General features: G+C 34.4%; 21 protein-coding genes. 13 read left to right on the top strand and 8 right to left on the bottom strand.

Annotation, left to right across the window (positions count from 1 at the left end):
• The first annotated feature begins 22 nt into the window (after window positions 1-22).
• Window positions 23-514, top strand: a complete 492-nt coding sequence (locus C8J95_RS12295) for a ribonuclease domain-containing protein (protein WP_107808591.1) — start codon at window positions 23-25, stop codon at window positions 512-514.
• Window positions 515-527: 13 nt separating this feature from the next.
• The gene (locus C8J95_RS12290) at window positions 528-815 is read left to right on the top strand and encodes a barstar family protein (protein WP_034871055.1); all 288 of its coding nucleotides are present in this window, start codon (window positions 528-530) and stop codon (window positions 813-815) included.
• A gap of 113 nt (window positions 816-928) precedes the next feature.
• On the opposite strand, the gene C8J95_RS12285 is transcribed toward C8J95_RS12290, so the two are convergent.
• Together C8J95_RS12285 and C8J95_RS12280 are read right to left on the bottom strand one after the other, a co-directional pair.
• Window positions 929-2,155, bottom strand: a complete 1,227-nt coding sequence (locus C8J95_RS12285; RefSeq protein ID WP_107808590.1) for a hypothetical protein — start codon at window positions 2,153-2,155, stop codon at window positions 929-931.
• A gap of 23 nt (window positions 2,156-2,178) precedes the next feature.
• On the bottom strand, window positions 2,179-4,785 hold the full coding sequence (locus C8J95_RS12280) for a TonB-dependent receptor plug domain-containing protein (protein WP_255412796.1): 2,607 nt from the start codon (window positions 4,783-4,785) through the stop codon (window positions 2,179-2,181).
• 176 nt (window positions 4,786-4,961) lie between these two features.
• Here C8J95_RS12280 and C8J95_RS12275 point away from each other — a divergent pair, with 176 nt between their 5' ends.
• The 5 genes from C8J95_RS12275 (at window position 4,962) to C8J95_RS12255 (ending at window position 10,002) form a co-directional block, all read left to right on the top strand.
• A complete protein-coding gene (locus tag C8J95_RS12275; RefSeq protein ID WP_107808588.1) occupies window positions 4,962-5,639 on the top strand; it encodes a response regulator transcription factor in 678 nt (225 codons plus the stop codon).
• Between the two features lie 9 nt (window positions 5,640-5,648).
• Complete coding sequence (locus C8J95_RS12270; protein ID WP_107808587.1) at window positions 5,649-6,677, top strand: cell wall metabolism sensor histidine kinase WalK; 1,029 nt, start codon at window positions 5,649-5,651, stop codon at window positions 6,675-6,677.
• Window positions 6,678-6,804: 127 nt separating this feature from the next.
• Entirely contained in the window at window positions 6,805-7,383 is a 579-nt protein-coding gene (locus C8J95_RS12265) for a hypothetical protein (RefSeq protein ID WP_107808586.1), read from the top strand.
• A gap of 128 nt (window positions 7,384-7,511) precedes the next feature.
• A complete protein-coding gene (locus C8J95_RS12260) occupies window positions 7,512-8,795 on the top strand; it encodes an alpha-amylase family glycosyl hydrolase (RefSeq protein WP_107808585.1) in 1,284 nt (427 codons plus the stop codon).
• Between the two features lie 16 nt (window positions 8,796-8,811).
• On the top strand, window positions 8,812-10,002 hold the full coding sequence (locus tag C8J95_RS12255) for a S41 family peptidase (RefSeq protein ID WP_107808584.1): 1,191 nt from the start codon (window positions 8,812-8,814) through the stop codon (window positions 10,000-10,002).
• Between the two features lie 3 nt (window positions 10,003-10,005).
• Here the strand turns inward: C8J95_RS12255 and C8J95_RS12250 are convergent, their stop codons facing one another.
• Genes C8J95_RS12250 through C8J95_RS12240 form a run of 3 tightly spaced genes read right to left on the bottom strand, consistent with a single transcriptional unit; the run spans window position 10,006 to window position 14,630 of the window.
• The gene (locus tag C8J95_RS12250; RefSeq protein WP_107808583.1) at window positions 10,006-11,067 is read right to left on the bottom strand and encodes a serine hydrolase; all 1,062 of its coding nucleotides are present in this window, start codon (window positions 11,065-11,067) and stop codon (window positions 10,006-10,008) included.
• 49 nt (window positions 11,068-11,116) lie between these two features.
• The gene (locus C8J95_RS12245) at window positions 11,117-13,996 is read right to left on the bottom strand and encodes an aminopeptidase (RefSeq protein ID WP_107808582.1); all 2,880 of its coding nucleotides are present in this window, start codon (window positions 13,994-13,996) and stop codon (window positions 11,117-11,119) included.
• A 1-nt stretch (window position 13,997) separates the two neighbouring features.
• A complete protein-coding gene (locus tag C8J95_RS12240; RefSeq protein WP_021346471.1) occupies window positions 13,998-14,630 on the bottom strand; it encodes an alpha/beta hydrolase in 633 nt (210 codons plus the stop codon).
• A 199-nt stretch (window positions 14,631-14,829) separates the two neighbouring features.
• Here C8J95_RS12240 and C8J95_RS12235 point away from each other — a divergent pair, with 199 nt between their 5' ends.
• Both C8J95_RS12235 and C8J95_RS12230 read left to right on the top strand, forming a co-directional pair.
• The gene (locus C8J95_RS12235; RefSeq protein ID WP_107808581.1) at window positions 14,830-15,780 is read left to right on the top strand and encodes an isopenicillin N synthase family oxygenase; all 951 of its coding nucleotides are present in this window, start codon (window positions 14,830-14,832) and stop codon (window positions 15,778-15,780) included.
• Between the two features lie 143 nt (window positions 15,781-15,923).
• The gene (locus C8J95_RS12230) at window positions 15,924-16,790 is read left to right on the top strand and encodes a RimK family alpha-L-glutamate ligase (RefSeq protein WP_107808580.1); all 867 of its coding nucleotides are present in this window, start codon (window positions 15,924-15,926) and stop codon (window positions 16,788-16,790) included.
• A gap of 120 nt (window positions 16,791-16,910) precedes the next feature.
• Here the strand turns inward: C8J95_RS12230 and C8J95_RS12225 are convergent, their stop codons facing one another.
• From C8J95_RS12225 to C8J95_RS12215, 3 genes are all read right to left on the bottom strand, one after another.
• Window positions 16,911-17,552 carry a hypothetical protein gene (locus tag C8J95_RS12225; RefSeq protein ID WP_107808579.1) on the bottom strand — a complete coding sequence of 214 codons (642 nt, stop codon included), beginning with the start codon at window positions 17,550-17,552 and terminating at the stop codon, window positions 16,911-16,913.
• Window positions 17,553-17,680: 128 nt separating this feature from the next.
• Window positions 17,681-18,976, bottom strand: coding sequence for a tyrosine--tRNA ligase (tyrS, locus tag C8J95_RS12220; RefSeq protein ID WP_107808578.1), 1,296 nt, complete (start codon window positions 18,974-18,976; stop codon window positions 17,681-17,683).
• Window positions 18,977-19,083: 107 nt separating this feature from the next.
• Window positions 19,084-20,391, bottom strand: a complete 1,308-nt coding sequence (locus tag C8J95_RS12215) for a hypothetical protein (protein ID WP_107808577.1) — start codon at window positions 20,389-20,391, stop codon at window positions 19,084-19,086.
• Between the two features lie 190 nt (window positions 20,392-20,581).
• Here C8J95_RS12215 and C8J95_RS12210 point away from each other — a divergent pair, with 190 nt between their 5' ends.
• The 4 genes from C8J95_RS12210 to C8J95_RS12195 all read left to right on the top strand — a co-directional run bounded on the left by C8J95_RS12210 (window position 20,582) and on the right by C8J95_RS12195 (window position 25,574).
• Window positions 20,582-21,142 carry an RNA polymerase sigma factor gene (locus C8J95_RS12210; RefSeq protein WP_107808576.1) on the top strand — a complete coding sequence of 187 codons (561 nt, stop codon included), beginning with the start codon at window positions 20,582-20,584 and terminating at the stop codon, window positions 21,140-21,142.
• Window positions 21,135-22,007 (top strand): lipoyl synthase, encoded by an 873-nt coding sequence (lipA, locus tag C8J95_RS12205; protein ID WP_065080739.1) that lies wholly within the window; start codon window positions 21,135-21,137, stop codon window positions 22,005-22,007. Before C8J95_RS12210 ends, lipA begins: the two co-directional genes overlap by 8 nt.
• Window positions 22,008-22,416: 409 nt before the next feature.
• A complete protein-coding gene (locus C8J95_RS12200) occupies window positions 22,417-23,973 on the top strand; it encodes a tetratricopeptide repeat protein (RefSeq protein ID WP_107808575.1) in 1,557 nt (518 codons plus the stop codon).
• A 35-nt stretch (window positions 23,974-24,008) separates the two neighbouring features.
• Window positions 24,009-25,574 carry a helix-turn-helix domain-containing protein gene (locus C8J95_RS12195; RefSeq protein ID WP_107808704.1) on the top strand — a complete coding sequence of 522 codons (1,566 nt, stop codon included), beginning with the start codon at window positions 24,009-24,011 and terminating at the stop codon, window positions 25,572-25,574.
• The last annotated feature ends 13 nt before the right edge of the window (window positions 25,575-25,587 follow it).

Here is a 25,587-nt window from a genome sequence, read left to right as displayed (position 1 = left end):
AACAATTATAAACTATAAAAGAATGAACTCTAAGTTTTTAAAGATTATGCTTCTTTTCGTTGTTGCTTTTACAGCAGGAATAGGAGTGATGTCTCTGATTAACAAAAATACAGGAAAGAGAATGCCTACTGCTGATGAGGTAGTAAACTATGATCCTTCAACTTCTAAAAATACACAAACAGATATAGCTAGGCTAACAAATGAAAAAGTTGTAGCAGATTATGTGAAAAAAAATAAAAGACTGCCTGATTATTATATCACTAAAAGAGAAGCCCGAGAAAAAGGTTGGGAGCCATCTAAAGGAAATCTTTGCGATGTTTTACCAGGCAAGGCAATTGGTGGAGATTACTTTGGAAACAGAGAAGGAAAACTGCCCAAAGAAAATGGCAGAAAATACTTTGAAGCCGATGTAAATTACGATTGTGGAAGAAGAGATGCTGAGCGTATGGTATTTAGTAACGACGGATTGGTGTTTATAAGTAAAGATCATTATAAAAGTTTTGAACAGAAATAACGAATAGAAACAAATGAAAGAAGTATTCATAGATTTTAGTCAGATAGGTGACTATGAAGAATTTTACGAACAACTAAAAGAGAAACTTCCGTTACCTGATTATTTCGGAGATAATCTGGATGGTTTGTATGATGTATTAACAGGTGATCTGGAAATGCCTTTGCATATTGAGTTCGTTAATCTTAGTGTAGACCAGCTGGAGACTTTTGAAGATTTGTTGGAGACGATGGAAGATGCTGAAGAAAATGTTGAAGGTTTTACTTTCTCTTATTTTCTGGAGCAATTTGAGGATGAAGACTAAACTAATGTAGCAATATAAGATCCAAAAAGAAATCTTTAGACTATATAATATAAAATCCCGAAGTTATATAACTTCGGGATTTTTTGAATTTGAACTTATGAATAAAAAATTGATTATTTTTTTAGAGGTGCTAGTAAGTCTACACCATCTACAGTAGCCCATGCCCCTGATACAAATTGAGATTTCTGAATCTTAGTATCAGCTGTGAATTTTATAGGATTTGCAACGTCTGTGTATGCATAACCCCAAACACCTAAATTATCAGAATTTAGATAATTAATAGGAGAAACTTCAATTTTCTTCTTAGCAAACTGATCAGTCTCAGTAGCTTTGTCCTGAATTAATACAGCAAAAGCTTGTTGTTTATCTAAGTTTTTATAGCCCTCTGCATAAACATTGGTGAAGATTCCTGAACCTTGCTTTTTAAACTGTATAGCTGAAATTTCCGCAGATCCTGCAACCTCAGGTTTTGTGCCTGCAGCTCTTATTAAAGTAATACCATTTATTTTTGGTGCAGTATTGTCGATATTAGAAGAAGCTTCGATTTCCATACCAAAGTTTCCTACTTCAGTTTGGTAAGCATACCAATTGGAGTTATTCTGACCTGACCATGCATCTTGCCAGTCAAAAGAATCATCGTAGTTACCATAAGAAATAAGATTCTTAGCACTTGCAGTACCACCGAAGAATTCGAAACCATCATCAGTTCCTTTATAAGCAACAAGATTTTCCAGAATTGTACCTGCTCCGGTAGAATAGAATGTAAAAGAATTCGTTTCAGATTTACCATCACCAATTTTACGGCCTCCGTATTCAACTCTTACAAAACGCATTACTCCTGAATTATCATTAGGGTCATCTCCTCCGTAATATTGATTGTTTCCGTCCTCAGAAAGAGCAGTAGCTCCACCTCCCAAAGCTTTTATAGGGGCATTTCCATAAATTGTAATACCACCCCAATCACCTGGCTTTTTAGTATCAGTTGTAAATACAATTGGTTGATCTGCTGTACCTTCTGCTTTTATTTTAGCTCCTTTTAGAACTACTAAGCTACTTCCGGCACTACTTACTGCTGTAAAGTTAGCTCCGGCTTCAATTGTAAGTGTTGCGCCATTAGCTATTGTAACAATACCTTCAAGTTTGTAATTACCCTTTTTTACTAATAAATCTTTTGTAATAGTACCACTAAGTGTACCAGTACCATTTAGTACATTTCCTGGGATTTCAGTTCCACCTCCTCCATTAGGATTGTTTCCGTTATCCTCATTAATTTCCACTGTACATGAATTAATTGAAAATAAAACGCCTATTGCTAATAGAGATAAAATGTTCTTTTTCATATTGTTAAATCTTTTTTTAGTTATTAAAATGTATATCCGATAGTTAAATTAAATGTTGTTCCTCTTTTGTAATCAGTCATTCTCAATGAAGCTGCATCTACCGGAATCAAACTATCCGGTCCCAGGTCTAATTTATAAGTAGAGTCCAGAATGTTCTGAATTCCTAATTTTAAATTCCAGTTTTTAGTTAACTGAGCAGCATAAATTATGTCTAGCTGATGAAATGGTAATTCGTATATGTTATCCAATTTCTGGAATCCAACACCATAAATCTTCTTTCCGGATACATTATATACCAAGGACACGGTATGAGTTAAATTGCTTCTGTTTTTGAACTCATATTTTAAATCAGCATTTACAGTCCATGGAGCAGCACCTTGTAAAGTTCTGTTTCTATTTGCAATAGCATCAGTTTCTTCAGTTTGGTCCACACCTCTGGTTACTTTCGAATACATAAATGTTGCATTAGCTCCAAGGCTCCACTTATCCAGATTTTCGCTTATTCTGCCTAAGTTCATTAAACCTTCAATTTCAATCCCTGCCAATGTTGCTTTTTTAGCATTATAAAAAGTTATAGTTTGCCCGTTAGAATTTCCGGATGTTATGAAAGATCTTTCAATAGCATTATCAATCCTTTTAGCAAAAAGGTTTACAGCAAACATTTCTTTTGAAGTAGGGAAGATCTCATATTTTAAGTCCAAATTATAGTTTTCACTATTTTTTAGATCCTTATTACCAAAAATATTCTCATTATCAGGATTGATATATACAATTGGCATATATTCTATAAGAATAGGGCGGGTAATGGTTTTGCTGGCTGCAAATCTTAAGTTAGATTTTTCGTTTACAGCCATTTTTACAGCTAAAGATGGGAGAACAAAGTATTGGTTTTTTGTTAGATTTCTGAAAGGATCAGTTGCTCTGTCTCCGGCTTGCTTGTAACGTGTAATGTTCATATTGTTCTCAACACGCCCGCCTACTAAGATATCCCATTTCTCAGACGGTTTGAAATTTACATTCAGATAACCAGCATTTACAAACTGATAAATATTACTTTTAAATGCGTATGAATAAGCATCCTCTCTGTAGTATAATGCATTGTTTCTGATTGACTGATTGAAGACTTCCTGAGGCCTGTCTATATTTACGTGTACAGTGCTCTGTGAAAGATCATTTGGATATCCGTAGATAAACCTGTATGAATTACTTCTTCTGTCGAAGAATCCATTATATCCTACCGCAAGAGTCCATGGGAACTCTTTTTTATCTCCTTTTTCACCTAATCCTACTGAATATTCTGCAAATGCCGACAGATAATCCTTACCATTTACATCAAGATATTGACGGATAAGGTTATTCCCACCATAGTTTAGCATAACCTCGTTCGGATTTCCTGTTGGTTTAGAGTTGTCAATAATCTTTCTGTCTGGTTGACTAAATGTGTTGATTACCCAGCTAGCTCCTGCCTTTAGTAAGTGCCTTTCTCCAATTTTCTGAGAAGCGGTTAATTGCAAGTCTAAGAACCTTGAGATATCTTGCTGATTTACTCTGAAAAACTGTGTGTTCTGGACTTCATTATTTCTATACCCTAAATAGTCCTGAATAAGATTTGCTGAGTTTTGTAAGAATATCCCGTTGAAGTTAATATTAGTTCCCTTGTTCTTATAGCCAAGTCCTAATAATACAGAGGATTCTAATTCATAGCTATATTCTTTTCTATTAAGGTCGTTATTTAGAATAATACTTGATCCAAGTGGTATAAACTGGTTTTTAACACCATTTTGATATCTGTATTTGCTTCCATGGTTCAAAGAAAATAATAAACCTAAAGTTCCGGATTCCCCTGCTTTAAATTTTTGTGCAGTTGTAAACCCAAAGCTGGTATTAGGCATAGACTTTACATTGTCTACATTCCAGTTGTCTTTAAAAGAATTAATGGACTGATCTTTGGAGAAACGGTATCCGCTTGGGATATCATTTCTAACTTCTGAAGGAAGACGTTTGTCATGAGAATTAAGCCCAATATATCCTTTCATAGTATTGGCATTCTCACTGATCTTAAAATCATTTTTGAAAGTACTTAAAGTATTTACTCCGATTCCGAATTCTACTTTTGTAAAAGCTTTCTCAAAACTCAACGTTTCAATTTCAAATGTAGCTCCTGCAAAGTCCGCATAGAGGTTAGAGTTGAATGTTTTGTAGATGTTAAGCTTGCCAACCACATCTGTTGGAAATTGCTTTAATGCAATAATCTTCTGGAAAGGATTATTAGAAGGAGAGCCAAGCCCGTTAATCAAAAGATAGTTATAACGTTCTTCAAGCCCCCGTACGAAAAGACCTCTTCCCTCAACGGTATTTATCCCTGTTATTTTGGTTAAGCCCTGCTCTATGTTAGAAATTCCTTTTCTGGAAATTTCTTCAGCTCCCATGGCTTGTTTTTGGATAACAGCTTTTTTCTGGTCTTGTAAAATTGCCGTTTCGGTTTTTTTATTCCTTTGGCCTTGTAATTTTACGCCTTCAATATTTTTAGCCTCATTCTTTTTAATGGTATCCTGTGTTGTCTGAGCCATTAAAGATGTGGTAGAAATAAAAGCGAAGAAAACACCAATTGAGAGTTTAGTTATTCTCATTTTACTTTTCATTTATTTTATTGGGGCAAAGAAACCAAGAATTGATTAAGTTTTTTTTAAGCCATATTTAAGTATTTCTTAAGTTTGTGTTAACAGAATGTTGTTAATATTAAATTATCGTTAATGAAGCATTGATTTATTAAAATTTGTTAATTTTGGGTTTTAAAAAAGTAAACATGAGCACTAAAAAAATCCTTTTAATTGATGATGAACCGGATATTTTAGAATTATTATCCTATAATCTTACCAAAGAAGGATATTTGGTTGAAACCGCTAAAAACGGAGTAGAAGGAATCGAGAAAGCAAAAGAGCTTATCCCGGATATGATACTTCTAGATGTAATGATGCCTGAGAAAGATGGAATAGAAACGTGCCAGGATCTGCGTAACGTTAAAGAGCTTGAAAAAACTTTAATTATTTTCCTTTCTGCACGTGGTGAGGAATTTTCTCAACTAGCAGGTTTCCAGGCTGGTGCTAATGATTATATTACGAAGGTAATAAAGCCAAAAGTACTTATCTCAAAAGTTAATGCACTGATGGAGCTTACTACACGTGTAGCAACACAAGCACAACAATTGAAAATCGGAAGCCTTATTATAGACAAGGATAACTTCAGAGTAACAAAAGGAACTCAACAATTTTTATTACCAAAGAAAGAGTTCGATTTGCTTTATCTACTAGCATCCAACACTCAGAAAGTTTTTAAAAGAGACGAAATTTTAGAAAAAGTTTGGGGTAATGATGTTATTGTTGGCGAAAGAACCATCGACGTACATATTCGTAGACTTAGAGAAAAATTAGGGATAGATACCATTCAGACGCTTAAAGGTATCGGATATAAATTGGTAGTGTAATTTTTCACTATGAATGTAAGCCCCGTTAAAATTATTTCTGCAATATTTCTCACGCTCTGTATGGCGGCAATAGCCATGCTGTATGAAAAATTTCATCACCTTTACGACAGCAGAAATATCACATTACTACTTGTAATAATAGCCTTACTTATAATTACCGGAATCAATTATGTGGTTCTGGTTTTCCTTTTCAGAAACTACGATCAGCGACAGATACGTAAAATTTCCCAGACATTTCCGGAGTACTTTATTCAGGAAGAAAATCCTACTACCTTTACCGAACTCGGGGAGAAAATTACCGGGATGCGGGAAGAGGCAGATGCCAGAATGGTAACCATGAAGGAAATGGAAAACTATCGTAAAGAATATTTGGGTAATGTAGCTCACGAACTGAAAACACCACTGTTCTCCATTCAGGGATATGTAGAAACATTAATGGATGGTGGAGTGGATGATATGAATATCCGCGATAAATATCTGGAAAGGATTGATAAATCGGTTGAGAGAATTCTGAATATCGTTCAGGATCTGGACATGATCAGCCGACTGGAATCTGGGCAGATAAGCCTTTCTTTATCCAAATTTGATATTAATATTCTTGTCCGCGATATATTTGATCTTCTGGATCTGGAAGCCCATAAAACAGGTGCTAAGTTTTTGCTTACGACTTCACAAAATGCAGTAATGGTAAATGCAGACCGTAATAAGATCTCTCAGGTGCTTATAAACCTTTTGGCTAATGCAATCCATTATGCAAACCGGGAAAAAGCACAGATTGTTGTAAATACAATTATTACAGGTAATGAAGTCCTTGTTGAGGTAAAGGATAACGGAATGGGAATAAAACCTGAAAGCCTTCCCCGTATTTTCGAACGTTTTTACCGTGTAGAATCCAGCCGTAGCCGTAAAGATGGTGGATCTGGATTAGGACTTGCCATTGTAAAGCATATTTTGGAAGCCCATAAGAAGAATATAGATGTTAAAAGTGTTTATTTGGAGGGAACCAGTTTTAGTTTCAGACTCGATTTAGTGAAATAACTGGCCCGGAAAATAGGCAAAATTATTTTTGAAAAAAAGTCTTCTTTTATACAAACGCTGTTTTATATTTGTAGCTGAATTTAGACCTTAATTTAAACAGTAAAGTAAAATAGACAAGTAATCCAAAATGATTTACAAAGTAAGAGTAATTTTAGATGCTAAAGACAGTGTTTTCCGTGATATAGAAATCAAGGACAAACAAACTCTATGGAATTTGCACTTAGGAATTAAAAGTGCTTTCAGCCTGCAGGGAGAAGAACTTTCTTCTTTTTATTTTTCAGATGAAGAATGGACAGAAGGGAATGCAATCCCATTAGAAGATATGTCAGATGAAGGAGATGGGGAAACCATGTCGGATATTTATTTAAATGAAGCATTTGCTGAGAAAGGAGCAAAAATGCTTTTCAAGTATGGCCTTCTGGACCTATGGGAGTTCTTCTGCGAATTGCAGGAGATAACCGAAGAAAAGCCAGCAGTTAATTATCCTATCACAGCATTTAGATTTGGAAATATGCCATTAAAGGCACCATCTAAATCTGGTAACGGAGGTGGTAAAATGGTAATGCCTATGGCGGATGATGAGTTTGGAGACATCTCTTCTGATTTTAAAGGAGACGATTTTGACGACTTTGACGATGATGAGGAAGAAGAAGAAGGAGGATATGGAGACGATCTTTATGATGAAGAAGATCTCGATAAAATCTAAAAGAATATTAAACCGGTTTTTAACCGGTTTTTTTATTATCTTGAAGTTTCAACCTAGCACCTGAATATGACAAAAACTGCTTTGTTGACATCGGTGTAATTTCATATAAATACAATTCCTGAAAAACTATGATTGGACAATTACCAACAGATTGGAAGCATACAGCCAATATTTATGAGGTTAATGTAAGGCAATATACAGAAGAAGGAACTTTCAAAGCTTTTGAAAAGGAATTGCCCCGGCTAAAGGATATGGGAATACAAGTATTATGGTTTATGCCCATTACTCCCATTGCTCAGGAGCAGAAGAAAGGGAGTATGGGAAGCCCTTATGCTGCACAGGATTATACATCTGTTAATCCGGAATTTGGAACTTTACAGGATTTTAAAGATCTTGTGAATACAGCACACGACCAAGGCTTTAAAGTAATTATAGACTGGGTAGCCAACCATACGGGCTGGGATCATATATGGACCAAAACACATCCTGAATATTATTTGCACGATGCCGACGGAAGCTTTCACAAAGCTTCAGGGATGGACGATATTATAGAACTTGATTATACAAATCAGGAAATGCGTCGGGAAATGATTGAAGCAATGAAATTCTGGGTAAGAGAAGCTGATATAGACGGTTTCAGATGTGATTTGGCATCCTGGGTAGAAGCTGATTTCTGGGAGCAGGCACGCCCTGAAACAGAAAAAATAAAACCTTTATTTTTTATTGGTGAATACGATGAACTGGAAAATCCTGAATATGGAAAGACATTTGATGCCAGCTATTCATGGAAATGGATGCACCTGACAGAAGACTTTTATAAAAACAATTTACCACTTTCGAATCTTATAGATCTGTTAAAGCAATATTCAGGTATTCAGTATTCCAGTATGCGGGCTTGGTTTACATCCAATCACGATGAAAATAGCTGGAATGGTACCGAGTATGAGAAATATGGTGATATGGCTAAAGCATTAGCCGTGTTCAGCATTACATGGGACGGAATCCCTTTAATTTACAGTGGTCAGGAATTACCTTTGAGAACCAAAAGACTGGAATTTTTTGAAAAAGATCCTATTCCGTGGAACGGAACTTATGAAATGGCAGCATTTTATAAAAAACTACTGACTTTAAAATCTAATAATCCGGCTTTAAGGGGTGCTGATAACAATGTTGCAACAATTCTGCTTCAGAATACAGCTTCGGATAAGGTATTTTCTTATCTGCGCAAAAACGGAGATGATGAGGTTCTGGTAATTCTTAATATGTCCAGAGAGGCAGAGCTTAGTTTCAGTCTTACAGAGTCGTATGTTTCAGGTATCTTCAGAAGTCTGTTTTCTGATGTGGAGCATGATTTTACCAGTCAAAAAGAATTTACAATGCAGCCTTTTGAATATATGGTTTTTGAAAAATAATATATAATAGTATAGAATGGTTAAACGAATTTTACTTTTTTGCTTTTTATTTTCTTTAAATACAATATGGTCGCAAACTAAGTATCAGAAGGATTTTAACGAATTTTGGAATGATATAAATCAGAAATATGCTTATCTGAACGACCAGCAAATTAATTGGCAGAAGGTAAAAGAAATCTACAGTCCGAAAGTAGTGGAAATCAATAATACTTATGTATTTGTTCAGTTATTGGAAAAAGTTCTTAATGAACTTCACAATGGTCATTCGTCTCTGAATACTAACCTTGATATTTCAAATAAGCTAGTCCCATCCGGGCAAGATATATACGTTCAAAAAGAACAAAATAAATATATAATAGCTGATGTGAGAAAGGGCTCTGGTGCAGAAAAATCCGGACTGAAAGCAGGAATGGAAGTAAGCTTATTTAATGGAAAGAATATAGATGACCAGTTAAAACAATTCCTGCCCAAATATACAGATCAGTATACATCTGCAATGTATCAATATGCGTTGGATATGCTTTTTGCAGGTACCCATAATGTGAAAAGAGAAATTGCAATATCTGAGAATGGTAAATCAGTAAACTTTTATCCTGATAATTTTAGTGCTCAGTTTGGTAATAAACAACTTTTAGAAAGCAAAATACTAAATAAAAATACAGCTTATTTAAAAGTAAATAACTCATTAGGAGATAATAATTTAATATCAACCTTTGATAAAGCACTCGATTCATTATTAAATTACAAAAACGTAATAATTGATTTAACCGAAACGCCTAGTGGCGGAAATACAACTGTTGCAAGAGCTATTATGGGAAGGTTTACAGATAAGATGCTTCCATATCAGGTACACGAATTTGATGAGGTAAAATATCAAACTAAAAGACATTGGGTAGAATACGTTGTACCCAGAGACAAAACTTACAAAGGAAAACTTTATATTTTAGTAGGGCATTGGACCGGAAGTATGGGAGAAGGAATAGCGATTGGCTTTGACGGAATGAAAAGAGCTAAAATAATTGGGACAAAAATGGCAGGGCTAATAGGTGCTATATCGGGATATCAGATGACTGAAACCAAGATTGGATATCAATTTCCTACAGAAAGGTTGTATCATGTAAATGGAACACCCAGAGAAGATTTTGTTCCCGGAATACTTACTAAAAATACAGAAGAAACTTTCCGTAAAGCTCTTAAAATAAAATAATCTTTATTTCTCTTTTTTCAGATACTTTCGTACAATGTTTAAAATGGCTGTATGATATCTGAAGCTTTCTTTAAATCCACCGGAATTATAATCTACATTACTAAGAACAGTAACGCCAACATGGTTTTTCGGAAAATAATAATTCTCTGTAACATACCCAGGAACAAATCCGGTTTGGCCTACCATTAGGAGGTTATCACTTGTATCAATAGTAATACCCAGTCCATATTCTGTTAATCCAAAAACAGGATGATTTCTTACTGAATTCTTTTGCTTGGTAAACAATTGTTCCATTGTATTCTTTTTGAGTAGTTCTCCCTCAAAATAAAGTTGATTCCACTTACCCAGATCTAATGCTGTTGTTATAAAACTTCCACCTGCAGGAGCGTAAGAATACATAAAGCTGTTGGTTTCAATATCTAATTGTCCGGTTTTATTTTCCGTATAGGAAGTTGTTAGTTTCGTGTACTTTTTGATGTCCGGATGATAGGTGTCTTTCATTCCACATTTTTGAAATAATGCGACTGTGATTTCTGTGAAAGATTTATGATAGAGCTTTTCCAGTATTTTAGTCAGAAGGTCATAAGTAACAGTAGAGTGTGAATAGTCGAACTGAGTTCCTGGTACAAATAATGTGGGTTTATCCAAAGCTTCTATACCGCTGGTATGATTTAGAAGCAGTCTTATTGTGATTGTATCTTTCCAGGATTGTGATAATTCAGGCAGATATTTTTGGATGGGAACATCCAGAGCCAACAAATTATCTTCATAGGCCTGTAATACCAAAGCAGAAGTAAATTGCTTTCCTATAGATCCACTAATGAATTGGTCATCTGCTTTTAAAGGTGTCTTGTTTTCCAGGTTAGAATATCCTTTTGCTTTTAAATACAGATTTTTTCCGTTTTGAGAAACCAGAACTATACCATTAAAAGGTTTAGTGGTTTCAGCACCGAGCAATGAATCTATTTTGTTTTTTATAATATTTCGCCCTTGCTGGGCATTGATATACGAATATGAAAAAATTAAAAGTAATGTAATTAATACTTTTCTGTTTAAATGCTTCATCAGATTTTTTAAGTGTAGAGATTATATTTCCTATTTCGTACTTCTAACTTTAAAAGACTCCTCTTCTGAAGTATCCAATAACAGCACCCAGATTAAGATTCAGCATATATCGAATTCGGCTTCCGTATCCTTTGAATCCTGGTTCGAACCCCAGGGAAGACTGAACCGGAAAATAGATTTCCAGAAAATCAGGAATTACTTTTAGTTTGATACCACTATCCCAGATAAATTTCATATTCTGACCTTTATTTTTGTATAAACCAGCATCTGCATAAACGTTGAACATTTTCCATAAGTGGGCATCCACATTGGTGGAAACAACCCAGTTGTTCACATAATTTTTAAAATCTGATTTAAATCCTCCTTCTGCAAGGATAAACTGCTGAGAAAGTACCCCATCTGTAGCAGACTGTCCCAATAGACCATAGCTAAATGAATAATTGGAAACTCTGGAAAGACCGAAATTGAAAAGGTTATTTCGGGTTTTATTTTCTATAAACAAACCTCCGAAAGCCCTTAGCATTATTTTCTTATCCTTAGCATATTCCCAACGGTAATAATATTCTGCCGATAGCTTCTGGAAATCTTCCATCCATTGAAGATTAGTCATCAGATAATTTTCATGAATAGCTTTGTTGTCAGAATATGAATAAGAGATATTCCACAAGTTATACTTATCATAATCATTTTTCGCAATGAGAGCAGGCGAAAGTGTTCTTTCAAAATAGCTGTAAGAGAATCCTAAGTTTCGGCTTACCTGGCTTCTTGGATCTTTTGCAAAATTGATACTGGTAAGAAGGTTTACCTTTTTGTATGGAAGATTATAATCGTAATGGAAATAGGAACCATTAGCTGCAAATAACCAGCTTCTAAAGAAAGAATCAGCGGGCATAAACTGATAACTGGCTCCCGCAGAACCTGTCAGCTGACTGGTTCCGGTACTGTAATATGGAACAAACGAGTAAACAAATTTACGGTCTATAAGGCTTTTGTTTGTAAACTTCATTCCGAGAAGGAATTTATCATAGTTGTTCCATGATAATATCGGAGCTACATAGACTTCATTATACTCCGGATTAGGAATGTCAGTAAACAATTTGAATCTAATTTTTTTCATATTAGAAAACATTCCTTTTGTATAAAGATAGTTATCTCTGAAATTGGCTTCAGGGAAAGTATAATCGTTATTTATAGAAATCTTTTTAGTACTGTCATTTGGTATTCTGTAAACCTGTTTGTCAGTGCTTTCAGTAGTGTTGAACCAATAAGATTTTATTTTCCCATTGAAGTCTTCAGCTTCTACTTTAAAAGGAATCTTTAGTGGTGTATTCTTAGATACTCTTAACTCCAGCTGATTGTCGTCTGTCTTTTTAAACGACCGGAGATTAAAGTTTACCCTGTTTTTATGCTGAACAAATTTTTCTAAAAACTCACTTGTATGATTAGTATAAGAATCCAGCTGGGTCATGAAGTCCTTACTGTCGATTCTCTTACCTCTATTTTGGGATAAATACTGTTGGACAAAGCTGTCAAAGTTTTGCGTCTTATCATTGAGCATACTGAAGATAAGCCCGGTCTCAAAATTACTGATGGCCGTTATATTAAACTTACTAAGATCTTGTAAATGGGTATTTATGCTTTGGTCTAAATTCTGATTGAGAATATAATCATATGCAAGCCCATAACGATCTGTAAGCTTTATTTTTGAAACTTCGAACCATTTCAGAGGTTTTATTTTCCATAATCTGATCTGATCTGGAAGATTTCCGGCAAGTTTTTTATCACTATAGTTTTTATTCAGGTATTCTATTTCCAGATAGGTTCTTAATCCGTTGTACAACCAGTGGTCGGTATTTTTATCAGCTAAAAAAGATTGATTAACAACATTCTGGGAGATGACACTAAAGTAATTAAAATCGGATTTTTCAGGATCAGAAAATAATTTGAATTTCCATTTGCGGAACTTTATGTCATCACTTCCAATAAACTCATTTCGGTATCTCGCCCGGTCAGAAATAAAAATTTTACCGGGTAGAAAACCGATTTTATCTTTAATAAATTTTAATTGTAAAGGAACCAAAAATGCAAGATTGGCCTGTTCTTCCGAGGATATTGTATAGCCTAAATCCAGTGTGACTTTTTGTTTGTCTACATCAAAATCCATTTTGGTATTTTCTGTATGCGAGATCATAAATTCCGGATCTTCATACAGGGAACCTTCAAAGTTATAGTTGTCTTTCTGATGCAGGTTGGACTGAATAATATAAGGACCTTTTTCAAAATTAATATTCCAATAGCTGCCGTTATTCTGATTTTCATCCAAATCCAGATATGATTTTTCAGATAGTTTAGAATCTTCAAAACTATCCGGAACAATGAAGAAATATTTCAGAAGCATCTGATTGTCTCCATAACCGTAACCTGTAAAATCTGATGCAGGAATATGGATATCATACTCCAGATTTAGTGTTACTTTCCCGTTTTGTGGAAGAGATTGTTTTAATCCAAGATATATATTTTCGCCCCTTTCATCAGAATAAGACTTTATGTCTTTCGAGAAATCTATTCTCAGATTCTCTATATACCCCAGTTTTTCTTTGTTACTGAAGTATAATGCGGTTTTCCTTTCCTGTAATTTTCGCTTGCCTAAAGGCGTTCTCCTGTTTCGGTAGGCATTTGCCCACGATAATAATTTTATAGAATCTACAGGGCGCGAAAGTTTGTTATGATAGACAATTTTCTGCTGTATGTGCGCAACATATCTATTTTCGTTCAGCTTTATCTGCAGACTTATGCTATCCCTCTGAGCCTTTACACAGAAAGAAGAGAACAGAAAAAAACAAGCAATAATTTTCGGGACAGGATGTATTCCTGACTGTATACTGATTTCCCGAGTTGAAATATTTTGATAGATTTCCCGAATTTTCATTTTAAGAAAGAAACGCCATTAAGTCCATGTAGTTTTTCTGATTGATATTGTGTCCGCTTACATATTCCCGGAATGAGAAAAAACATCCGAGATCATACAACATATCTGCTGCTGCTCTCCCCATATCCAAAGGGATTACAGCATCTTCCATTCCGTGGGAAATAAAGAAACGCATTTCTGTAAATGCTTTTTTATCCTTGCTGATATTCTGAAGGATCTTAGTCTCAGGATAAGCACTAAGTATCGCAATTTTATTAAATAGTTCAGGATAGGTTAATGCCATAGAATAGGATAAAATACCACCTTGACTGAATCCCATTAAATGAGTTCTTTCAGTAAGCTGATATTCCTCTTTTATATCTCGGATCAGGTTCAGGATGCTTTTCATAGCATCAGTAGCTTCCTCTATATCGATAAATCTGTCTGCAGAAGAAAAATCTATGTCGTACCAAGAATATCCTCCGTAAGGAGAATCCTTAGGAGCTCTTAGGCTAACGATTAACCAGTCTTCCGGCAGGGTAGGTACAAAGCTAAAAAGGTCTTCTTCATTACTTCCGTAACCGTGAAGCATAACCAAAAGTTGTGTTTTTGGAGTGATAACTTCAGGTTTTCTCACCAAATAATTTATGTTCATACCACAAATATATATTAAGTTAGGCAATATTTTGATTAAAGATAGGTTAAGATCGTGTTTTTTAGCCAAAAGCTGTATCTGTGCATTATATACAAGGTATTTTAGTTCATCAAACGATAACTTGAATAACTGTTTCAGTAATTATTCCACTTATATTAAAAAAATGTAAATTTACAGCACGAAAATTTCTAAATATAAAATGGATAAAATCCCAAGTGTAGACCTGCGTGATTTCCTTTCGGATAACCCGGAACGCAAACAGAAATTTGTAAATGAAATCGGAAAAGCTTACGAAGAAATTGGATTTGTTGCCCTTAAAGGACACTTTTTGGACGACAATCTGGTAGACAATCTCTACGGAGAAGTAAGAAATTTCTTCGAACTGCCACTAGAAACTAAACAGAAGTACGAAATCCAAGGAATTGGAGGACAACGTGGTTATGTTGGTTTTGGAAAAGAAACGGCAAAAGGTTTTAAAAAGGGAGACCTTAAAGAATTTTGGCATTTTGGACAATACCTTCAGGAAAGTTCCAAATATGCAACTGAGTACCCTGACAATGTAATTGTAGATGAGTTACCTAAATTCAACGAAGTTGGAAAAGAAACTTATCAAATGTTGGAGAAAACAGGACAGTATGTATTAAGAGCTTTGGCTCTTCACCTTGGATTGGACGAGTTTTACTTCGACAAGTACATTGCAGAAGGTAATTCAATCCTTAGACCAATTCATTATCCGCCAATCACTCACGAACCAGATGATGCGGTACGTGCTGCAGCACATGGAGACATTAACCTTATTACGCTTCTTATGGGAGCACAAGGAAAAGGTCTTCAGGTTCAGAATCACAATGGTGATTGGATCGATGCTATTGCTGAACCAGATGAATTAATGATTAATGTTGGAGATATGTTGTCCAGACATACCAACAACAAACTGAAATCTACAATTCACAGAGTTGTTAATCCGCCAAGAGAATTATGGAGTACTTCCAGATTTTCTATTCCTTTCTTTATGCACCCGGTGAGCGAAATGCCACTAAATGCATTAGAAAACACGATTGATGAAAACAATCCTAAATTGTATCCTGATACAACTGCCGGAGAATTCTTACACGAAAGACTTGTAGAATTAGGATTGATTAAGAAGTAAATTTAATTGCTTAATTATAGCAGAGCCTCCCTTTTTGGGAGGCTTTTGTGTTTTAAAACTGTGTCTATTTAAAATAATAAAACTGGTACTGTGTTTATCGATTGCTCTCCCTTAAATTTGTTTTATCAAATACAAACTGAATTATGAAATTAGCATTTGTAGGTAATAAGCTACAGGAAAAATTTTCCACGGGAACAACTAATGATGAAGATACAGATCTGTTGAATTTTCTGAAAGAAAAAGGACTGGATATTAGTTTAGCTATATGGAATGACAGCAATATAAACTGGACAGATTATAATGTGGTTATTATAAAATCTCCATGGGATTATCATGAGCATATTACTGAATTTTCGAACTGGCTGGATTCTCTTCACAAGCTACAGATTAAAGTTTTGAATCATGTAGATACTATTAAATGGAACAGCAATAAACATTATCTTAAAGATATTAGTAGCAAAGGGCTTCCGGTGATTCAGACGGAGTATATCTCTAAAGGTAGCGAATTTCAGGATGAATTTTTTGAAATATTTGGTACGGATAATCTTGTTGTAAAACCTTGTGTAAGTGCAGGAGCTAAAAATACGGTAACAGTAAGTAAAGAGACTATTTCCGATAAAAGAACTGAAATAAATACTTTGATTTCAGAAGAAGATTATATGGTTCAGCCTTTTGTAAATGAGATAAAAGAAGGGGAGTGGTCATTTTTGTTTTTTAATGGTAAGTACAGCCATTGTGCGTTGAAAAAGCCAAAGCAGGGAGACTTTAGAGTGCAACACTATCATGGTGGAAGCATCAGCTATCCCGATGTAGATCCGAAACATGTCGCTCAGGCAGAAGAGTATCTGAAAGTAGTTCCTCAGCAAACGCTATATGCCCGTGTAGATGGAGTTCTTATAGATAATATATTTCAGCTAATGGAATTAGAGCTTATAGAACCGTATTTGTTCTTGAACTCAGATACTGCATTATTTGAAAATTATTATCAGGCTTTGCTACAGAATATTTAATCAATTTAATAAGTAAATAGTAGTAATAAGAGGAAAGAGGTTGCTTTTTTAGAGGCAGCCTCTTTATTTTTTTATCCGGATAATATTTAATAGAAAATCCACCAAAATGGTGGATTTTTTTTATTTCAATTTGATCTTTACAACTTCGCCATCAGTTTTTACTTCAACAAAGGTTTCTAAAAATTCATTATAGTCTTTGCTGTAAGAACTCGGTGAATAATAATCGATTCTGCCATAATTATCATATCCGCTTCCGGTATATTTGTTATAGTTATAATTCAGACTATAATCCATGCTTCCGTAAAGATAATATTTCCCAGGCTTCATATTGGGGAATGTAAATTCTCCATCGCTGTTGGTTATAGCTTCTATACGATATCTCATCGCATTTCTGTCCATATAAACGTATCTGTTTTTCTTAGGGTTATTTTTGCTTTTATCACTCCAAAGCTTGTAATACTCTTCAAAGTAAGGAGTAACAGGGAATAGAATTACTTTTATCTTATTGGCTTTTACTTTTCCTAAAATTTTCATTCCGTATCCGTTCTTTTGTCTGGTAAAAGCTTCACCTACAATTGTTCCTTTTCCCAGTGCAAGCATACTTTTAGCTTGTAGCGAATCAAATTTCTGAGTGGGCATAGTGATTATCTCAGATGCCTTTCTTTTAGCAGCTTCTTTGTCTGCCTTTTCAGGTTCTACATACTGAGCTTTAATAATAAGCCCGAAGAATAATAAAGATATTAAAGGGAGTATTTTTTTCATTTTATCATATTTTTTGAGTGTTATGAATGTGAAATTAGAAAAAAGTTATAATACTAACAAAAATATTTTTTGCACAAAAAAAGCCATCCCGAAAGAGATGGCTCATTGTTATTAATATAATTTATAAATTATACAGTCTTTACGATAAAGTAACTTTTCTTTCCTTTCTGTAATAAAAGGAATTTGCCATCAATAAGATCCTTTTCTGAAACTTCAAAAGTATCGTTCACTTTCTCTTTATTTACAGAAATAGCATTTCCGGTAAGTTCTCTTTTAGCTTCACCTTTAGATTTAAGGAAACCTGATTTATCTGAAATAAGATCTACAATATTACTTCCGATAACTTCTGATTTTGCAACTTCTTTTTGCGGAACACCATCAAAAATCTGAAGGAATAGCTCTTCATCAAGGCTAACTAAGTCCTCAGCAGTAGAACGACCAAACAAAATTTCAGAAGCTTTAAGAGCTCTTTCATATTCATTTTTGCCATGTACCCATACCGTAACTTCTTCCGCTAATTTCTTCTGAAGTTTACGCTCATGTGGAGCTGTTCTGTGCTCTTCGATTAGTTTTTCTATTTCTTCTTTTTCAAGGAATGTATAGAACCTGATAAATCTTTCACCATCTTCATCTGTAGCATTTAACCAGAATTGGTAGAATCTGTACGGAGAAGTTCTTTTAGCATCCAACCAGTAATTTTCACCACTTTCAGATTTCCCAAACTTGGATCCGTCTGCTTTAGTGATTAATTTAGTGGTAAGTGCAAAAGCTTCACCCTGTGCTTTTCTACGAATAAGTTCAGTTCCTGTAGTGATATTTCCCCACTGGTCAGAACCTCCCATTTGTAATTTTACACCTTTCTCTTTATATAAATGCAGGTAATCGTAACCTTGCAATAACTGATAAGTAAACTCTGTAAAGCTCATTCCGTCTGCACCATCTTCTCCCGAAAAACGTTTTTTTACGGAATCTTTAGCCATCATGTAGTTTACAGTAATGTGCTTTCCAATATTTTTTGCAAAATCAAGGAAAGTAACATTTTTCATCCAGTCGTAGTTGTTTACCAGCTCAGCTCTGTTAGAGCCGTCACCTTCAAAATCTAAAAATCTTGACAGCTGATTTTTTAAACAGTCTACATAATACAATAAGGTCTCCTCATCTAACAGATTACGTTCTGCGGACTTGCCGGATGGGTCACCTATCATTCCTGTTGCACCGCCTACCAAAGCAATTGGTTTGTGGCCGTGACGTTGAAAATGAGCCAAAATCTTAATCGGAATAAGGCTCCCAATGTGTAACGAATCTGCTGTTGGATCGAAACCGATATAGGCTGTAGTCATCTCTTTGTTGAGTTGATCTTCAGTCCCCGGCGTCATGTCAGCCCATAGCCCGCGCCATTTCAGTTCTTCAATAAAAGCATTCATTATATAAAAATTTTAAGATGCAAAGGTACAAAAATGCTTTTGCACGGGCTTATAAAAAGATTTGATTTTTTCAGGAACTTTAGATTATTGCCGTTTATATACTAAAGTTAATAAGTGTATTCTAACCAAACTGTGTTTTTCCTGTTATTCTCGTTCCTCTGATAAGACTCTAATAGACCTTTATCATTCAGCTGGTAGATTGCTTTTCTGACATTGTTATCTCTTGTATACTGGCTTTCGTATAATACAGGTGATTTTTTCTCAATTTTGTATTTCGTTTCCTGCATTAATTTTCCGTCCTGATAAAAAGAACTGGTATGGGTAAAAGGAAATTCATTAGCATTACTGCTACAATTAGAAGTTTGTATAACATTGTCTATATAGAAATTGGTACAGGATTTTTCTATTTTTTCATCAGTAGCGGCATTCATATTATCACTGACATCATCTTTCATTATAATATAGCTTTTTCGTAATAACTCATTTTTTTCCAAACGGTATATCTCCGTTTCTATACCTCCGCCCAAATCACTGGAAGTAATCATTCTGTCATTATCATAGCTTATATTAGTAGTATTTACAGGTGTCTGGATATTTGTGAGAATACCATCTTTATAGGTAAACTTCTGAACCGATTTTTCATCAGATCTGTATTCCGTAATCGTAATGGGATGACCTAATTCATTAAGCTTCGTAACCAGATATTTTTGCTTTTTGCCATTATCTCCTGTAATATAGGTGGTAATTGCTTTTACTTTGGATTGGTCTTTATTAAAAAGCATTGTATTTTCAATAAAGCAAATTTTGGGTACAGCAAGATGTTGTAAGTATGACAGCATTACTTCTGCTGACTTTTTGGTAAAATTATTCTTACCCTGTAAAGATTTAATTTCCTCTTTATATTTTTTGCTGTTCGTGATATAGGAAGATTCTTTTTGCTGTCCCAGCTGAGTTGCAACAAATTCTGTTGCCATTTTTTTGCCTTCCTGTGCTACAATATTATCGTCCATCTTTCCGCTCCAGTAGGCAACAGCCTGATAAGTATTGCCATCACCTGTAAGATCAATATATTGACCATTTTCAGCAAGTACATAGGTATAAGTGTATAACTGAATAATTTCCGGTGTGTTTTTTCTGAAATTCTTTATTAGTTCATTCTTTTCCTGATCGTCCCCTCCTACGGTTACTCCTTTCATATTGGGAGCAACATCTATTAATAAAACATACGCTTTGCCTGCTTTTAGCCTTAAAGTATCAGCTTCGGATTTATCAGAAACAGCATCAGTAACTCCTGCAATATCTACCATAGTAGCTCTTCCGGAAGATTTTTTAGGTTGTTTTTTTGTGGTTTTTCTCTGTGCGGAAATGCTTATTGTTACAGCGCATATTAAAAATGTACATAAAATTTTTTTCATACTATAGTTATTCATGTTTGTATTGCAGTTGCTTTTCAGACTGTTATTGGGTGTTAAATTAAAGAAAAAAAATAAATGAATTAGATGACTATCGTTATCATCTCTTATAGCGATATGGAAAAACGAAAAACGCTGACTTTTTTTTCAGCAAACTCTTCAGTATCTTTGTATTGTTTTTTAGAAAAAAGTTTTGAACGAGGAATCCTTAATCCATCTTATCCGGAAAGCACAAAGTAAAGATCAGAAGGCGCAAACCCAATTGATCAATATGTTCTGGGTGGATGTTTTTTCTTTTATAATGAAAAAGGTTCAGGATGATGTCCTGGCAGATGAAATTACAGTAAATGTATTTTCCAAAGTTTTGACAAAGCTGGATTTATTCGATCCGAGTTTTCAGTTTAAAACGTGGATTCTGACGATTGCACAGAATACTGTGATCGACTACTGGAGAAAGAAAAGCCGTGAGGTAGAGGATGCTACCGGAGATCTGGAAGAAGTAAAAAATGTTTTTGTAAAATCACCGGAAGAACTATTGATTTCTGAAGAAGAAAATGATGAAATCCTACAAATTGTTGCCTCTATGGATGCAAATTATCAGGATATTATCAGACTTAGATTCTTTGAAGAAAAAAGTATAAAAGAAATTGCTGAAGAGCTGAATCTCTCAGTTGCTAATACTAAAGTCAGAATTATGCGGGCGAAAAAAGTATTGGCAGAATTATTAAAAAATAACGAGTTATACAATGAGTAACGAGACATTAACTAACGATACTACAACTCAAAAGCCTAAATGGATTAGGGTAAAACTACCAACAGGGAAAAATTACCGCGAGTTAAGAACACTTGTAGATAAGTATAAACTAAATACAATTTGTCAGAGTGGAAGTTGCCCTAATATGGGTGAGTGTTGGGGAGAAGGAACAGCAACTTTTATGATTCTGGGGAATATCTGTACCAGAAGCTGTGGATTCTGTGGTGTAAAAACCGGAAAGCCACTAGACGTAAACTGGGATGAACCTGAAAAAGTAGCCCGTTCCATCAAGTTAATGAAGATCAAGCATGCTGTATTAACTTCTGTAGACAGAGATGACCTTAAAGATATGGGATCTATCCTGTGGGCAGAAACAGTAAATGCAGTACGAAGAATATCTCCTGGGACAACAATGGAAACATTAATTCCGGATTTTCAGGGAATAACAAAACATATTGACAGACTTATAGAGGTAGCTCCGGAGGTAATTTCTCATAATATGGAAACTGTGAAAAGACTTACCCGTGAGGTACGTATTCAGGCAAAATACGAAAGAAGTCTGGAGGTACTTAGATATATGAAAGAGGCAGGACAGCGTCGTACCAAAACCGGAGTAATGTTGGGACTTGGTGAAGAAAAAGATGAAGTTTTCCAGACTATTGAAGATATCAGAAATGCAAATGTAGACGTTATTACACTTGGGCAATATTTACAACCTACGAAGAAACACTTACCGGTAAAAAGATTTATTACACCGGAAGAGTTCGATGAATACGGAACTTTTGCGAGAAGTCTTGGCTTCAGACATGTGGAAAGTTCCCCACTGGTGCGTTCTTCTTATCATGCAGAAAAACACATCCACTAAAATTTAATTTGTGAAATGATACCCTTCGGAATTCCGAGGGGTATTTTTTTAACTTACATTTATAAAGGATTTTTAAGTGTCGTACTGTAGTAATAGTCTCATTTATAAAATTTTATTTCTGTTTTTTTTGAATTTTCTCAAAAATTTTATGTTACATTTTTTTAATATAAGCATGCGTTTTTTGTGCTTATGTTTATTTAAATTATTGGTCTAAGTTATTTTTATTCAATATGTTTTTGTTATAAGTACATTGTTTGTATACATTTGCAATCTGAATTGACTATTGTGTACAGATAAATGTATATTGTAATTTTATTTTAAGGAAATTAAGATGGATTGCTGAGCAAAATCTGAGATCATAAGTTAATCTTGCTAAAGTTATACAAACTCGTTAGGTTAAAAATACTTTATGTTGAAGATAAAAATTTGCTTTCTTGGCCTGTTTCTTATGTTGATAGTGAAAGGTCAGGATGCTGAAGCTTTTAATAAAATATATGTAAAAACATATCTTGAAACTTCTCAGAAAGATTTCAAAAAAGCCGTGGCTATTTCAGACTCTCTCTTTAATATTTCACAAACTCCTTTGTTACAGACAAAGAGTCTTATGCTTTCTGCTACTTTATATCAACAGACTCATGATCTCAAAAGATCCGTAGACTATGCTTTGAGAGCAGAAAAAATTATAGAACAGACAAGTGATGCATCTTGGAATACGCGGGTTTTAGGTTTTCTTTCCACTCAGTATCGTCTTTTGGGCTTGTTTAATAAATCCAGAACTTATTCGGAAAAGGCATTGGAATATGCCGGAAAAATAGAAAATAAAGAAGCAGCTAGTAGTGCAAAAGGTCTGGTGTCTCAGGAGTTGGCTTATTATAATATAGCAGTCCAGAAATACCGCAAGGCTATCAAAAATATAGAAGCTTCGCAAAAGTATTTTGATAATATCAGTCAGAATAAAGATTTTATGACAGCTGGTAATAAGCAGCTTTTAGGCTTATGCTATTATAATCTAGGGAATACAGAGCGTTCACTCAAATATTATAATGATGCCTTAACATTACTAAAAAATGGACCAGAAAATTACCTTACCGGAATTGTTTATTCCGGAATTGCTGAGGTATATATGAAGACAGATGAGCTGGATAAAGCTAAAATATATCTGGATAAAGCAGTGAAAATAGCAGATAAATCAGAATATTTGCAATTGAAAAAAGAGGTTTACAAAAGAACTCAGGAATATTACAGCAAAGTACAAGACATTGAAAATCTTCGTAAAATCAGTGATAAGAAAGATGTTGTAGAAGATAAAATCTCCAAGAAAACAGATGCCTTTATCAACAACGCTTATGTTCAGCTGGAAAATAATAATATAAAAACAAAAGAAACCGGTTCTCTGAAAAATATAGTAATTCTGATGACAGGTTTAGGTATTTTGTGTGGAATATTAGTTTTTACATTCTATCGAAGAAGGCAAAAGCAGCAATTAACCAGAATGCAGCATATTCTGAATCAACATAGAAAAAGACAGAAGAAATCTTATACGTCCTTAAATTCAGTTGCGCCGGAACATAGCGCTGCAAAAGAAAAAGGCACACAAATGATGCCTCCGGAAACGGAAGATGCCTTGTTGGAATCTTTGCGCAAATTTGAAAAACAGCAACTTTACAAAGATAAAAATGCCTCATTATCCTATGTTGCCTCTTATATGGAAACCAATACAAAGTATCTTTCCTATATCATTAAAAAGCACAGGCAAAAAGATTTTACAAACTATATTAATGAACTTAGAGTTGATTATATTATAGAAAAGCTAACAACAGATCCGGTGTACAGACAATACAAAATAAGTGTACTTGCAGATGAGGCTGGCTTTTCTTCCCACAGCAAGTTTGCCACAATTTTTAAAAATATTACAGATGTATCTCCTTCACATTTTATTAATTACATAAGCCAGAAGAAGATCTGACGTTTCTATTTATAAAAAGGCTAATAATACAAATGATGCTCCGGAAGATTTATACATGTATAACAATTCTTTCTTTATTATTGTTGAAGGCACAAAATGCCAAAAATTATGATAAAGTATATTCGAAAATATTGCATGAGACTTACCAAAATAATTTTGATAAAGCTATAATTGCTGGTGACTCATTATACAGGAGTTCGGCTAAACCTGCTTTTCAGGTTAAAAGTCTTATGTTATTGGCTCTACTATATCAACGAAAAGGAGATGTAGAGAAAGCTGTTAACTATGCGGAGAAATCCGAGGATATTATTGAGAAGTTTCAAATATATGACTCTAGTGCGAGGGTGTTTGGCTTCCTAGCGTCACAGTACAGAATCATCAATCTGTATGATAAATCAAAATCCTATACTGAGAAAGCACTAAGTGCTGTGAAGTATATCAAAGATCCTGCTGAATCAAATAATGTTACAGGCTTGATGTTACAGGAATTAGCTCATTATGATATTAAGACGAAGCAATACAAAAAAGCAATTTTTAAATTGAAGAAGGCTCAGGAGAAATTCAGTCTTCTTCCGGAGAAGGATTTCTTTATGGCTACAAATAATCAACTGATGGGTGTCTGCTATATTGGTGCAGAAGTATATGATAAAGCGATTGCATGCTATAAAGAAGCTTTGGTATATGCCGAAAAAAATATTCCCAAAAGTACTCTTGCCGGAAAGGTTTTTCAGGGATTGGCGTTAGCTTATATACGCAACGGAGAGTTGGATAAAGCGAAAGAGTATCTGGACAAAGCTGAAGAATATGTAAAGAATTCGAAGTACTTGGGGCTTAATCAGGAAATTTACAGCACATCACAGGAGTACTATGCAAAGAAAAATGATGCACAGAACTTTACATTGGCTACGGAAAAAAAAGATTCTTTATCCGAACTGATTACTTCTCTTAATACGCGTTTTCTGAATCAGCAATTCTCAAAGCTTGAAAAACAGAATACTGAACAGGAGGAAAAAAATTATACTAAGAGTATATTTATTGCAATAAGTGGTGTTTTTATTATTGGGAATCTGTTATTCTTCTTTTTCTACAGCAGAGCAAAAAAGAGGCAAATATTAAAAATCAGAAATATTTTAAAAAATCAGAAAGAAAAGAATAATGAACAAGCTGAAATAGAAATAATAGGGAAATCTGATAATAATACAGATGCAGGTACAAGTCTAATGTCTTTAGAAACTGAACAATTGCTTTTGACAAAACTTGAAAATTTTGAGCGAGGGCAATTATTTACAGACAAGAAAGTTTCACTTTCCTATGTTGCAACTCATATAGGAACCAACACAAAGTATTTGTCCTTTGTTATAAAAAAGTACAAAGGGAAAGATTTTACGACTTATATCAACGAACTCAGGATCAATTATATCTTGGACAAGCTTAATACAGAACCTGTATACAGACAATATAAAATAAGTACACTGGCAGAAGATGCCGGTTTTTCTTCCCACAGCAAGTTTACAACAATCTTTAAAAGTGTTACAGATGTATCTCCGTCATATTTTATAAAATATATAGAGAATAAAGATAACCAAGGTACAATTGAATAGTTGGATGATTAAA

It is taken from the genome of Elizabethkingia sp. YR214, from assembly GCF_003058195.1.
Classification (GTDB): domain Bacteria; phylum Bacteroidota; class Bacteroidia; order Flavobacteriales; family Weeksellaceae; genus Elizabethkingia.
This window is presented reverse-complemented; position numbering and strand designations above follow the sequence as displayed.